The sequence below is a fragment of the Mesorhizobium cantuariense genome (genome assembly GCF_042647205.1).
Classification (GTDB): Bacteria; Pseudomonadota; Alphaproteobacteria; order Rhizobiales; family Rhizobiaceae; genus Mesorhizobium; species Mesorhizobium cantuariense.
On record NZ_JBHRVD010000001.1, the window covers coordinates 396,404 to 409,156 of the forward strand.

The following is a 12,753-nucleotide window of genomic DNA, read 5'->3' on the forward strand; positions in this document are numbered from 1 at the left end:
CCAGCCTGGGCCGGCAAAGACTGCAATTCTCCGCCACATAATATTCAGATGCTGTCTAGCAGCTGCAGCACGGCATCATTCGGTTGGAAACGCACGCCGTAATTGCCATCGATGCCCGCTTTCTCAAGTCCCTTTCGCATCATCTCGACATCCGCGGCGGCATATCGGTGGGTGGTAGCGACCTGTGCGTGCCCGAGCCAGGCTTGGATCGTTAAAAGATCCACGCCAGACTGGAGGAGCCTCATGGCAAGGGAGTGCCGGAAGATGTGTGGCGATATGGGCTTGTCGGCCAAGTCCGGCCTGATGGCAGCAGCCTTTGCCACCGCTCTCCGTACAATATGGGTCGCTCCGAAACGCGTGAGGTGCTCGTTGTGGGCGCCGACAAAGACCGGTCGTGTCTCGTGGAGCGCGATTCCGCGTTCACCCAACAACGTCGTCAGTGCTCGCACCAGATCTTTAGGAATGGGGATGACGCGATCTCTGCGCCCCTTACCGTGCAGTAACACTTGCGGGTGCGGCCGCTCTACTCGAAGGTCGTTAGCGTTGATACCGATGGCTTCGGAGACCCGCGCGCCGGTCCGCGCCAGGAACAGCAGAAACGTGCGGTCGCGCCGCCCGCGGGACGTCCTTTGATCGGGGGCCGCAATGAGGGCGTCCACTTCTGCCTTGGAGAGGTGGTGCGTTACCTCAATATGCGCCCGTTTTATGGGAATCGTCAGCACGCGTTGGGCGACACCAAAGGACGCCGGATCGGCGCCTGCCACGTGTTGAAAGAACGATCGGATCGCAGCCAGACGGGCATTGCGCGTGGCGACGGAGTTGTTCCGCTTCTCTTCGAGCTCGTCGAGAAAGGCGAGAACGAGGTCTCGATCGAGATCTTCTAGCGCCAACGTCGCTGGCTTCCTTCGTAATCGGGCAGCGGCGAAGAGTATGAGCATGCGCAAGGCGTCACGATAGCTGGCCACGGTCGCGGGAGTCGCGTTGCGCTGCTTGGTCAGGCGCCGGCGAAAATAGGATTCAAGGAGCGGCGCGAGGAGCAAGTGTTCGCTCATACTGCACCTCCATCGAGGAAGGCGCGTTCCGCCGCAATGGCGAGAAGATCCGCCGAGCCAGTGAGGTAGTAGGCTGTGTCGCTGTAGCTGGCGTGGCCGAGATAGGTGGCGAGCAACGGGAGCAGCGCCTGAACGTCTGCGCGCTGTTGGTGCCAGAGGCTGAGGCGGGTGACGGCGAAACGGTGCCTGAGATCGTGCGGTCTTAACGGCTTGCCGCCATCAAGATGGGCGAGCTTGCGGACCTCAGCAAAACCGTTTTGCAGGCCGGTCGCCGAGAGGCGGTTGCCTCGGGAGCTGAGGAAGAAGGCCTGGTCCTTGGGCGTGGGAAAAGCAGCATCGCGCTCACGCACATATTGACGAAGGGCTGTTTGGGTCGTCGTGTGAACAGGAACGAGACGGTCCTTGCGGAACTTCGTCTTCCGAACGCGGAGAACCCCGTTGGCCAAATCGACGTCGGAACGATCAAGCCTGACCACTTCGCCCGATCGCAGCCCCGAGCTCGCCAACAATCCGATCAGCGTCGCCATCGTCCGCCCTCTGAGAGGGGTGCCTTGCGAAAGGCGGGCGCATGCGTCGATGAGCGACGCCAACTCTGCCTCGCTGAGGATACGCGGAGGCGGAATCGCTCTAGATCTGGGGAAAGCTCTGCACTCTAAGGCCTCGGTTCGGACGTCATAGACGGCGAGATACTCGTAAAACCGGCGGAGCACGCCGTGGCGAGTGACGCGGCTGTTAGCGGCTCCGCCGAACGACAAGGCGAAATCAAGCGCCATCGTTCGAGTGGCGGGCCCATCGAGCTGAGCGCGCTCAACGTAGTGGATGAAAGCCCGCAACGTCCCGGCTTGCTTGCTGAAGGCGTAGCCGAGGGAGCGGCGCAATTCGATGTAACGCTCGGCTTTCTCGCGAAGGAATCGGGCAAAGGCGGTCATGCGACGCCTCCCGGAAAGGGAAGCGCAACCTCGGCGAGCTGCGAGGTCGCGACCTTTACGTACAGCACCGTTGTGTTGATGCTCCGGTGCCCGAGAAGATCGGCGACCTCGTTGATCGGCGTTCGCTGCCTGACGAGCTGGGTGGCAAGGCTGTGGCGCAGGAGATGCGCACCTCCGACCCGCCCGAGTTCGACCCCACCATGCCGCAACCGCTTCCGCACGATTCTCGAAACAGGCGACGCGCACTTGAACGGTCCTACGGGCGGCGTGAAGGACAGGAACAGATATGGACTCTCCACCTTTGGTCGAGCGCCCAGGATGTAGTCGGCGAGCGCGGCGCCGGTCTCCTCGAGGAGCGGCGCCACCCGATCACGCTTGCCCTTGGTGCGCCGGACAAAAATCTCGCCAGCACGCCAGTCGATATCCTGCAGCCGAATGGCGCGTAGCTCGCCGTTGCGAATCCCCGTGGTGGCGAGCAGCAGCAGGACGGCTCGATCGCGGATGTCGACCGGCATCGTTGCGCCGATCGCATCGATTGCGCGCCGAACGTCATCCCATGCAAGGCGCGGCGGCAAATGCGCCAAACGCCAATAGGGCGTCCTTGGGACGACGCGGGCGAGATCTTGATGATGGTGCCCAGCCCAACATAAAAACCGAAGAAATGTTCGAATGTGAGAAGTCGCTGCCGTGCGGCTGCTGGAGGTCGCCGATAGCGATAGCCGATGTTCGGCAGCAGCGAGGACGTGCTCAGCCGTCAACGTCTCGAGGTTTTGGCCGGGATGGTGATGGCGGAACCAATCCAGAAAGCGGCGGCCGCCCAGAAGAACGCCTTCGCGGGTCTTCGGCTCCAGGCCCCGTACCCTATGCAGATAGTCCGAAAAGGAGGCCAGAAGCGGAGCATCCGGATCATCCTCTTTACTTGGAACGGAAACTATCAACCGCTCCGGAGCCACTCGCCGTGCGTGCCCCAGCGCCGACACTGCCCCAATGCGCGGAGAATCCGTAGTAAACGTGCGCAAATAGCTGTCGACGACATCTTGATGGATCGGCATCGGACCGCAGCGCGTCCCGGCAAACTGGCTAAAGTGCGCAATCCGGCTCAGATAACTCTTGGCCGTCGCTCGCTTGTAACCAAGCGTGAAGAAATGTTCTGCAAGACGGTCCATCTCGTCACCAAGCGCACCGCTACGCAGGCGCTTGAGCACCCCTTTATACGAAAAATAGAACTCGAGCATATTGCCTCTCCGGAATAGCGGCGCAGGGGGATCCCGCACCCATCCGAGAGGTAGGAAATATTATGTGGCGGAGAATTGCAGTCTTTGCCGGCCCAGGCTGGCATCAGGACGGCGCCGCCACAAAATCTCGTGCGACACATAAGTGCGGTTAGGTGGCGCGCCACCTAACCGTTCAGCGGTCACCTGTTCGTCTTCCGTGGCCGCCGAGGCGATCTGATCAAGGTTCTGTGGCACGACGGCCAGGGCGCCTGCCTGTTCTCGAACTAACTGGCTTCATACTACAGCCCTTTCCTTGAGATCGGAGCATTTTGAGGAGTTGAGTCGGCGGATGGCTTCTGCCCGATGGGCGAGCTGGTTCCATCGGCTGCACTGCTTGGCTGGGACGTGCGGTCCTGGCAGCTCATAGAGGCCGATATAGCCGTTGTAGGCATGTCTTTTCACGATGTCGTATTTCGCCCATCTGACCAGGGTACATTCGGTGATCCCGAGTTTTGCGCAGGCTTCTGCTTTTGTCAGCATTCCCCGCTCGCGCAGCCGGTCGTAGCGCGAGCGCAGACCATATTGCTTGACAAGATAGATGACGCGCAAGTCGGTGAACTGGGCGTCAGCCTTGCCGCGCCGCGCTGAGCCGCCGGGACGGATTCCCCTTGCATTCAGGATGTCAGCGATTTCAGCGCAGATATGATCGTCGAGAAGCTTGTCGACCAATTCGACCACCTCGGGCCGGGTCCTTACCTGCTGTGCGGAGGATTTCGGGTTCTGAGTGGTCAATGTTTCGGTCCTTCCGCCTCTGAAGCGGATGTGGATCCGGGTCTCTCCCTCGGCCTGGAACTTGAGCAATGTGACGTCTTCGACAAGATAGGCAAGGAGTCGCTTGCGTTCTCGGTTCGGCAAGGTGGGGTCGCACCAGACCGTTTTGAAGTCGGCCGTCATGGCGATCAATGGATCACGGATTGCATCGTCGAGTGTCGCTCGGTCTTCGCGTAGAGCGCGCGCTCTTTCTTCTCGTAGATCAGCCAGCATGCGCAGTTTGTCGTTCCATTCGCGTTCAAGGGTGTCGGCAACCAGGCGGTTGTTCGGATCGACCAGCATAAACCGCCGCTGTGCAAGATCGGCATCGATTTGGGCGCGTTCGACGGCGCGGAGCCGGAGTTTGTCCGCTTCGTCATAGCGCGCTTCGATCTCTTTTCGGATCTCCAGAGCTAATTCCACGGCGGCGGGCGTCATTTCCGCGGCGATCAGTTCACCGATCGCCGCGTCGACGGGCCAGCCTGCGATCGACTGGCAGTGAGGCTCACCCCGAGAGACGTAGGCGCGGCTGCAGACGTACCAAGTGTCCACCTGACCGCGCCGGGTGACGTAACGGGCCCTCATGTGGCAGCCACACCGCCCGCATATGACGCGCCCCTGCAACAAAGCCGCGCCTTCGCGCGGTGGCGAGACCCGCGCGGTCTGGTAGCCTTGGCCATTGGCCTCGAGCGCCTTCAGGTTGTGCTGGAACTGCTCCCAACTGATATAGCCGGGATGGGCGTCCGGGATGCATGCGAGCCATTCATTGGGCTCACGTTTACGGACCTGTTTCTTTCCGTCGACGGTCCTGCGGTAAAGACGCTGGCCATAGGCATAGACGCCCGCGAAGCGAGGATTGTGCAGCGTGCGTAAGGCTGTCGATGTGGTCAGGGGTTGGAAGACCACCCGCTTGCTGTTGCGGAACCGGGATGGGAAGAGCAGACCTTCGCTGGCAAACGCCTTGACGGTCTGCGTAGCCGACCCGACCCGCGAGAACGTCTCGAAGAAGTGGGTGATCATCTCCCGGATCTGAGCGTCTGGATCGAGGACCACATCGCCAACCTCATTATAGATGAAGCCGGTCGGAAGGGGGCAACGATATTCACCGCGGCGTGCTTTGTTGAGAATGCCACCACGCAACCGGGCTTTGATAACGTGCAACTCGGCCTCGCTCATCGTGCCCTTGAGGCCCAGCAGAAGCCGGTCATTGAAGTTGGCCGGGTCGTACACGCCATCTTCGTCGAGGATGAGTGTGTCGGCCAAAGCGCAGATCTCCAGCAGCCGATGCCAGTCCGCGTTGTTTCTGGCGAGGCGGGATACTTCCAGCCCCATGACGATCCCCGCGCGCCCCATGCCGACATCGGACACCAAGTGCTGGAAGCCTGCGCGCCACGCCGCTGAAGCGCCGGATTCGCCCTGGTCGCTGTCGATGACGGTGATCTGGTCGTCGCGCCATCCAAGCCCGATCGCGCGACCACGAAGATCGTATTGACGCTTGGTGCTTTCGACGTTCTCCATGACCTGTCGCATCGATGACTGTCGGATGTAGAGGTAGGCGCCACGCTCGAGATGATGCGATTGGACCTTGAGCTTTTCGTTCATGCTGTTCTCCGTTCAGGGGCCGCCATCACGATGGTGGCGAGCAAGTGGATGATTGTGCGTCGCTCGGACGTTTCGTCTGCGATCGGCAGCCTGGCGACTGGCGGCAAAGCCGCGGGTGGGGACCAGCCCGGCATACGCAAGATCGCGCTAACCCAGGCCCACATGCCGCGATGCAGAAGGATGGTAAGACCGCTGCGTGCCTCCAGAGGGAGCGCGGCGCCAAGCGCGGCGGCGCGCAGTATTTCGTATCGCTCCGTGGCGCGGGACTGCATCGCGCAATGCAATTGCGCACCGCCACTGATGGTTACACCGTTTTTTTTTCGCCGAGCGCACGCTCGATTGTTCTGGGGTGGACATCGAGTCCGAACTCTGTCCGGAGCCGGTTCGTCAGTTCGCGTGCCCGAATGGGCTCGCCCGGAACCACCTGGGCCCTGAGGAAGGCCAGCACTTCGCTCTGGATCTTGTGCGGGCCGTGCGGGCCGCGCTTCCTCGGTACTAGGCCGGCCAGACCCGCGTCCTCGAAGTCGGCTTTGGCCTGGTAGAAGGTCGGCCGGGAGACGCCATATTCGTCGGACACCTCCGTTACCGACATTTTGTCGACCGATACGCGCCGCAGCATCTCGTACTTCACCTGCACGATGTCGCGCGGATCGAAGAAGCCGTCCTCCCGGAACTTCTGATCGCCGATTTTTTCCGGGGCTGGATTGAGCGTGCCATCCTCGGCCAAAGCGCTGCCTTTCGATTGCCTGTGTTTGACGCTGTCCGACACCTGCGCCGCCCCCGATGCCGACTCAATTGACGTAATTATAAATATGTCGCGTATGGCTAAACCGTCAAGCGGATATCTGTCAACAAATCGAGTATAATCTCTGCTAATACGGCACATTCAGCGAAGTTCCCATGGGTTTTGCGGCGTTATTTTCCTTGCAACATCGGCAAAATTTCCCTTACAATCTTGCGGCGTTGCGCATCTCCCTTGCGATATGAGGCGCTCTACGAGACCGCTGAGTTCCAGTAGGTCGGTGAGGCTGCACAGTGCGCGCCCGTTTCCCGCGATAACCTCAAGGCTGGGGCCTGCTGCATCGGTCCATTGCGGCGGAACAGTGCAAATCCGGCCATCGTCAAAGCGCAGCAGCAATAGCTTGCCCCCTCGGTTACCGCGCTTCCCAACGCAGGCACCTCGCTGCCCGGAATACGGATGAAAGGGGTGAGTCACTGTCACAAACTGCGACGGGGACGATGAACCGCCTGCATTTCCAAGTGAGTTACAAGAAGCTCGAGCGCGGCCGCTTCATCTGGCCGTCGCCGGCCGACTGCGTCATCACGATCACGCCGGCACAGCTCGGCTATCTTCTCGAAGGCATCGACTGGCGCATGCCGCAGAAGACGTGGCGGCCGACCGCGACCGGTTGACGATTTTGGCCTTGCACATGGCGGTGGATGTGATTCCATCGCTTGGTGTCCGCCATTGAATCGCTCCCTTCCGACCTTGCCGCCGCCCACACGATGATCCTCGCGGAACGTGCCGCGCGCATCGAGGCCGAAGCGCTTGCCGCCCGAGCGGCGGCGGTCAGGTCCGGGACGGAGGCGCTGATTGCGCGGCTGAAGCTGGAGATCGAGAAGCTTCGGCGCGAGCTTTACGGGAGCCGTTCGGAGCGCAAGGCCAGGCTACTCGAGCAGATGGAGCTTCAGCTCGAGGATCTGAAGGCGGACGCAACCGAGGACGAACTGGCGGCGGAGCAAGCAGCCCTCCAGTCGCAGACGGTTCGCTCGTTCGAGCGCCGGCGCCCGGCGCGCAAGCCGTTCCCCGAACATCTGCCACGCGAGCGCGTCGTGATCGCCGCACCCGTGAGCTGCCCTTGCTGCGGCTCGACACGGCTGTCGAAGCTGGGCGAGGACGTGACCGCGACGCTTGAGGTGATCCCGCGCCAGTGGAAGGTCATCCAGACGGTGCGCGAGAAGTTCTCGTGTCGGCAGTGCGAGGCGATCACCCAGCCACCGGCGCCGTTCCATGTCACTCCGCGCGGTTTTGCCGGCCCGAACCTGCTTGCCATGGTGCTGTTCGAGAAGTTCGGCCAACACCAGCCGCTGAATCGGCAGAGCGAACGTTATGCCCGCGAAGGCATCGATCTGAGCCTGTCGACGCTGGCCGACCAGGTGGGCGCCTGCGCGGCGGCACTGCGCCCGCTTCACGCGCTGATCGAGGACTATGTCCTGAACGCGGAGCGGCTTCACGGCGACGACACCACGGTGCCGATCCTGGCGAAGGGCAAAACCGACATCGGCCGGGCTTGGGTCTATGTGCGTGACGATCGACCCTTCGGCGGGATCGCACCTCCAGCGGCGCTGTTTTACGCCTCGCGCGACCGATCGGGCGATCATCCGGAGCGACATCTGAGGCAGTTCACCGGTATTCTGCAGGCTGATGCCTATGCCGGCTACAACCGCCTCTATCTCCCCGACCGCGAGTTCGGCCCGGTAACGGAGGCGCTCTGCTGGAGCCATGCAAGGCGCAAGTTCTTCGTCCTTGCCGACATCGCCACTAATGCGCGCAGGGGAAGGACCGCACCGCCGATCTCGCCGATCGCCTTCGAGGCCGTCCGGCGCATCGACGTCTTGTTCGATATCGAGCGCGACATCTTGCGCCTGGCTGCCGAGCGGCGTCTCGCCGTCAGGGCCGAAAGGAGCGCGCCGCTCGTCGTCGAGCTGGAAGAGTGGATGCGTGGCGAGCGCGCCAGGCTCTCCCGGCATGCACCGGTCGCCCAGGCAATCGACTACATGCTGAAGCGCTGGGGCGGCTTCACACGCTTTCTCGAAGACGGGCGCATCTGTCTGACGAACAATGCGGCTGAACGGGCGTTGCGCGGCCTGGCTCTCGGCAGAAAGTCGTGGCTCTTCGCAGGCTCCGAGCGCGGCGCCGATCGTGCCGCCGTCATGTACACTCTGATCGGCACCGCGAAGCTCAACGACGTCGATCCGCAGGCCTGGCTCGCCGACGTGCTGGCCCGCATCGCAGACATGCCGCAGAGCCGGTTGGCCGAACTCCTGCCGTGTTGGGGTGGACGGCTCCCAACGGCATCGCAATGTGCCAGAATGAGTTCGTTGAAAGCTCAATCGAGGGAGACCGTCCGTGGAAGAGATTATCAGAATTGGCATGGATACGTCAGTGCGCCGGGAGACTGGCAAGGAGTAGGAGGTGAAAGTCCACCACGATGAAGGGCTAGCAACCCATATCGGCCCCAAGCCGTGCGCAGGCAACCGTGAGGATGTCGGCGAAGCGTCGGTAGGGGAGCGTGCAGGCCAGCCATTGAGCCGCGAAAGTCCAAAATCCCGGGTGCCGACGGCGTTGACGTTCCGGAAGGCAATACGATTTGAGCGCGTTACGCGAGCGCTCAGCCGACCCGGCGTGGTCTGAGACCCTGGCATGCACGGAAGCTCCTTGTACGGGAACCGGGAGATCTCTGGATTGGCCACCCAACCCGTCCTGCGGGTGGATGGTCCGCAGTGGGAAGGCGAGGAGTCGTAGCCGCTGATGAACGATCCAGAGAAGTCTGACTTCGGCATAGTAGCTGTGAAGCCGACGAACAAAGCCGGGCGACCGGTGGCGGAGTTGGTGGAGCGAAGGCCGGGGACCAAGGGGAACGCGGAACAGCAACGCATGCACCGGACACAGGGCCGGGATCGCATGTCCCAGTCGCTGGATCGCGTACGGAAAGCCGCAAGGCTGAGGAAGAAGGACAGGTTCACCGCGCTCTTCCACCATATCACTGTCGACGCACTCCGGACGGCGTTCTACGCGCTCAGGCGCAAGGCCGCCCCCGGGTGGATGGCATGACATGGCAGGACTACGAGGCAGAGCTTGAGCCCCGGCTCATCGATCTGCACGCCCGGGTCCAACGGGGAGCGTACCGCCCGCAACCGTCACGCCGGACGTTTATACCGAAGGCAGATGGGAAGCAGCGGCCGCTGGCAATCGCAGCTCTGGAAGACAAGATTGTCCAAGGGGCGACCGTCATGGTGCTCAACGCCATCTATGGGGCGACTTCTGCGGCTTCTCCTACGGGTTTCGACCGGGGAGAGGGCCGCACGATGCGCTGGATGCGCTGTGCGTCGCGATCGACCATCGGAAAGTGAGCTGGATAATTGACGCCGACATCCAAAACTTTTTCGGGGCGGTCAGTCAGAAATGGCTGGTTCGCTTCCTGGAGCATCGGGTCGGCGATAAGCGCATCATCCGCCTGATCCAGAAATGGTTGAAGGCAGGTATTCTCGAAGACGGGGTCGTGACCGTAGACGACAAGGGGACGGGTCAAGGCTCGGTGATCTCACCGCTCCTCGGCAATATCTACCTGCACTACGTACTCGATCTGTGGGCGAAACGCTGGCGACAGCACGACGCCGCCGGCGACATGGTCATCGTGCGCTATGCCGATGACCTGGTGGTCGGCTTCGAGCGCGAGGACGACGCCCGTCGATTCCTCGATGCGATGCACGCGAGGCTTGAGGAGTTCGAACTGTCGCTCCATCCGGACAAGACCCGCCTGATTGAGTTTGGTCGCTTCGCGGCGGCTAATCGCAAGCGGCGCGGCCTCGGGAAGCCGGAGACCTTTATGTTTCTCGGGTTCACGTTCATCTGCGGCAAATCGCGCAGCGGGCGCTTCCAGCTTCAACGGAAGACCCGCGGCGACCGCATGCGGACGAAGCTCAGGAACATAAAGGAGGAGCTGTGGCGTCGGCTGCACTGGCCCATACCCGAACAGGGGAAATGGCTAAGGCAGATCGTGAGCGGGCATTTCGCCTACTTCGCGGTGCCGACAAACGCGCGCGCTTTAGCCGCGTTTCGGCACCATGTGGAAGAACTCTGGAGGCGCACGCTTCGGCGGCGTAGCCAGAAGGACGGATTCACATGGGGCCGGACCACAAAAGTGACAGAACACTGGCTCCCGAAGCCACGCATCCTTCATCCATGGCCCGACGTGCGCTTCGCCGTCACACACCCAAGGTAGGAGCCCGGTGCCTTAATTGGGCTCGCCGGGATCTGAGCGGGGGGCGCCCGGTAACGGGCGTCCCTACCGCGAAAAGAGCGTTTTCCAATTGCATGGCGTGAACGCAGGCGAGCAACCAGTCCTTCGCAAGAAGCTTTCGCGTAGGGAGATGGTGAAATTCTTCGAGAAAACGCCGCCGACTACTATCGCACTCGAAGCCTGTGGAGGCTCTCATCATTGGGCGAGGCTGTTAAGTTCGTTCGGTCATGAGGTGAAATTGATAGCGCCTCAGTTGGCGAAACCTTATGTGAAACGCGGCAAGAACGACGCGGCGGACGCGGAAGCTTTGTGTGAGGCGATGAGCCGACCGACGATGCGCTTCGTGCCGGTGAAGACCGCGGACCAGCAGGCGGCGTTAATGCTGGTCGGTGTGCGAGAGAGACTCATTCGCAATCGAACGCAGCTCGCCAATGCCATACGCGGGTTTGCCATGGAGTTCGGCATCGTCGCGGCCAAGGGCATGTGCCGCATCGAACCGTTGCTGGAGCGGATTGCGGCGGATCAATCCCTGCCTGAATTGGCCCGCGAGCTTTTTGCCATGCATGGCGTTGAGTATCGCGACTTGCTTACCGAAACGAAAGCCGTCGAGGAAAAACTGACCGCGTTGCATCGCTCCGATGAATGCAGCAGGCGCCTGGCCGAAATTCCGGGTGTCGGGCCGGTCGGCGCATCGCTTTTGATGATGAAGACCCCAGATCCCCGAACGTTCAAGTCGGGTCGCGATTTTGCCGCTTGGATAGGACTCACGCCCAAAGACCATTCGACCGCAGGCAAGGTCAGACTGGGGGTGATCACACGTGCTGGCGACGAAATGCTGAGGAGCATATTGGTGGTTGGCGCGACTGCTCTTCTTCAGCACGTCAGAGCAGGTCGAAGCAGGCATGCTTCCCGATGGCTCACCGAACTACTGCAACGGAAGAAACCAAAGCTGGTTGCGGTGGCGCTCGCCAACAAGATCGCCCGTGTCGCCTGGAAGCTCATGGTGAGCGGCGAGGCGTATCGGCGGACAGAGGAGCAAACGCAAGCAACATAGGAATTGGCCATCACGGTGAGCAGAATAGAATGCTACCGTGTTGAGCTGATGCTGTGAACTTGCAAGAGAAAAGCAGATGGTGGATCGATCGATCCAAGACGCGTGATACTCCGTCAGTTCCATTGGCCTTTCAAGGTCGTTGCCGTGTTAGGAACATGCGTTGCGGAAACCATCTTGGCCAGTGGTCATGTGCGACCACACACAAAGGCCGCACATATGGAAGCAAGCGATCCGATCAAAAATATCTGTAAAAAACACTTGCAAGTGGGAGCCGTCCACATATGGAATTGGAAGGCACAATCTGCGAGATTGGCCGCATGAGCCACGTTGACCGCATCGCCCGCATCAGGATCCAGCTCGATGATTGGCAGCCCGCCATCTGGCGGCGCGTCGAGGTGCCGCTGACGGCAACGCTCAAGGCCTTGCACGACGTCATCCAGGCGGCCATGCCGTTCGACGACTATCACCTCTTCGAGTTCCGCGCCGATGGAAAGCGCTACGCCATCCCCGATCCCGAATGGGACAGCATGCGCGACAGGACATTGTCCGCCAAGACCATGCGGCTTGGCACGCTCATCGATCGCGGGGTCAAGGAACTGGCCTACACCTACGACTTCGGCGACGACTGGCGGCACACGGTCACGATCGAAGCAGTCGCTGACGCCGATCCCGCTGTTGAATATCCCCGCTACATCGAGGGTGCTGGCCGCGCCCCGCCAGAAGATGTCGGCGGCGTTCCGGGCTTCGAGCTGTTCCTCGACGCCATCGCCGATCCCAAGCACGAGCAGCATCGCGAACTCAAAAGGTGGCATGGTCGCCCGTTCGATCCCGAACGTGCCGCCGAAGACGAAATCCTGACCCGGATCGGAAAGCTCGCCAAACGCCACGTACTCGGGAAAGCCGGCTTCGCAAAGAGCCGCAGCCAGTCTCGCTGAACATTACGAGCAGGCCGCGGCCCTCACCGGAGGGGTACCGGCCTGATAACCGAGGAGGAACTGCTGGACGCCGAGAGGAATCGGGCCGGACGCCTAAAGCAGCCGCTCCAGCATCAGCTTTCGCCCCAGAATG

11 protein-coding genes and 2 pseudogenes are annotated in these 12,753 nt (G+C 61.5%); 7 read left to right on the forward strand and 6 right to left on the reverse strand.

The window, feature by feature from the left end; all coding sequences use genetic code 11:
- Positions 1-44: 44 nt before the first annotated feature.
- Genes ACFOJ9_RS01840 through ACFOJ9_RS01850 form a run of 3 tightly spaced genes read right to left on the reverse strand, consistent with a single transcriptional unit; the run spans position 45 to position 3,216 of the window.
- Positions 45-1,052, reverse strand: coding sequence for a tyrosine-type recombinase/integrase (locus ACFOJ9_RS01840; RefSeq protein ID WP_378976686.1), 1,008 nt, complete (start codon positions 1,050-1,052; stop codon positions 45-47).
- Positions 1,049-1,981: a tyrosine-type recombinase/integrase gene (locus ACFOJ9_RS01845; RefSeq protein WP_378976688.1), complete on the reverse strand. Its 933-nt coding sequence runs from the start codon at positions 1,979-1,981 to the stop codon at positions 1,049-1,051. The genes ACFOJ9_RS01840 and ACFOJ9_RS01845 overlap by 4 nt, the downstream gene beginning before the upstream one ends.
- Positions 1,978-3,216, reverse strand: coding sequence for a site-specific integrase (locus ACFOJ9_RS01850; protein WP_378976690.1), 1,239 nt, complete (start codon positions 3,214-3,216; stop codon positions 1,978-1,980). The genes ACFOJ9_RS01845 and ACFOJ9_RS01850 overlap by 4 nt, the downstream gene beginning before the upstream one ends.
- A gap of 180 nt (positions 3,217-3,396) precedes the next feature.
- Between ACFOJ9_RS01850 and tnpB (ACFOJ9_RS01855) the strand changes: the two are divergent.
- Positions 3,397-3,483: pseudogene (tnpB, locus tag ACFOJ9_RS01855) on the forward strand (IS66 family insertion sequence element accessory protein TnpB); the annotation flags it as partial.
- A gap of 6 nt (positions 3,484-3,489) precedes the next feature.
- On the opposite strand, the gene ACFOJ9_RS01860 reads toward tnpB (ACFOJ9_RS01855), so the two are convergent.
- The 3 genes from ACFOJ9_RS01860 to ACFOJ9_RS01870 all read right to left on the reverse strand — a co-directional run bounded on the left by ACFOJ9_RS01860 (position 3,490) and on the right by ACFOJ9_RS01870 (position 6,829).
- On the reverse strand, positions 3,490-5,607 hold the full coding sequence (locus tag ACFOJ9_RS01860; RefSeq protein ID WP_378976692.1) for a recombinase family protein: 2,118 nt from the start codon (positions 5,605-5,607) through the stop codon (positions 3,490-3,492).
- Between the two features lie 304 nt (positions 5,608-5,911).
- Positions 5,912-6,334 (reverse strand): helix-turn-helix domain-containing protein, encoded by a 423-nt coding sequence (locus tag ACFOJ9_RS01865; protein ID WP_245331263.1) that lies wholly within the window; start codon positions 6,332-6,334, stop codon positions 5,912-5,914.
- 159 nt (positions 6,335-6,493) lie between these two features.
- On the reverse strand, positions 6,494-6,829 hold the full coding sequence (locus ACFOJ9_RS01870) for a DUF5372 family protein (protein ID WP_378976694.1): 336 nt from the start codon (positions 6,827-6,829) through the stop codon (positions 6,494-6,496).
- A 38-nt stretch (positions 6,830-6,867) separates the two neighbouring features.
- On the opposite strand from ACFOJ9_RS01870, the gene tnpB (ACFOJ9_RS01875) reads away from it, so the two are divergent.
- The 6 genes and pseudogenes from tnpB (ACFOJ9_RS01875) (at position 6,868) to ACFOJ9_RS01895 (ending at position 12,620) form a co-directional block, all read left to right on the forward strand.
- A complete protein-coding gene (gene tnpB, locus ACFOJ9_RS01875) occupies positions 6,868-7,020 on the forward strand; it encodes an IS66 family insertion sequence element accessory protein TnpB (RefSeq protein ID WP_378976696.1) in 153 nt (50 codons plus the stop codon).
- Positions 7,021-7,074: 54 nt separating this feature from the next.
- Positions 7,075-8,688: pseudogene (gene tnpC, locus ACFOJ9_RS01880) on the forward strand (IS66 family transposase); the annotation flags it as partial.
- A 451-nt stretch (positions 8,689-9,139) separates the two neighbouring features.
- The gene (locus ACFOJ9_RS38805) at positions 9,140-9,442 is read left to right on the forward strand and encodes a hypothetical protein (RefSeq protein WP_449288644.1); all 303 of its coding nucleotides are present in this window, start codon (positions 9,140-9,142) and stop codon (positions 9,440-9,442) included.
- 268 nt (positions 9,443-9,710) lie between these two features.
- Entirely contained in the window at positions 9,711-10,613 is a 903-nt protein-coding gene (locus tag ACFOJ9_RS38810) for a reverse transcriptase domain-containing protein (protein ID WP_449288654.1), read from the forward strand.
- 16 nt (positions 10,614-10,629) lie between these two features.
- Entirely contained in the window at positions 10,630-11,685 is a 1,056-nt protein-coding gene (locus ACFOJ9_RS01890; protein WP_378976656.1) for an IS110 family transposase, read from the forward strand.
- 317 nt (positions 11,686-12,002) lie between these two features.
- Complete coding sequence (locus tag ACFOJ9_RS01895; protein ID WP_378976698.1) at positions 12,003-12,620, forward strand: plasmid pRiA4b ORF-3 family protein; 618 nt, start codon at positions 12,003-12,005, stop codon at positions 12,618-12,620.
- Positions 12,621-12,753: the final 133 nt, after the last annotated feature.

Excerpts from the sequence above, each read along its gene's own strand:
- ACFOJ9_RS01840 (WP_378976686.1), bottom strand. The coding sequence starts at position 1,052 with ATGAGCGAACACTTGCTCCTCGCGCCGCTCCTTGAATCCTATTTTCGC.
- ACFOJ9_RS01845 (WP_378976688.1), bottom strand. The coding sequence starts at position 1,981 with ATGACCGCCTTTGCCCGATTCCTTCGCGAGAAAGCCGAGCGTTACATC.
- ACFOJ9_RS01850 (WP_378976690.1), bottom strand. The coding sequence starts at position 3,216 with ATGCTCGAGTTCTATTTTTCGTATAAAGGGGTGCTCAAGCGCCTGCGT.
- ACFOJ9_RS01860 (WP_378976692.1), bottom strand. The coding sequence starts at position 5,607 with ATGAACGAAAAGCTCAAGGTCCAATCGCATCATCTCGAGCGTGGCGCC.
- ACFOJ9_RS38805 (WP_449288644.1), top strand. The coding sequence starts at position 9,140 with ATGAACGATCCAGAGAAGTCTGACTTCGGCATAGTAGCTGTGAAGCCG.
- ACFOJ9_RS01895 (WP_378976698.1), top strand. The coding sequence starts at position 12,003 with ATGAGCCACGTTGACCGCATCGCCCGCATCAGGATCCAGCTCGATGAT.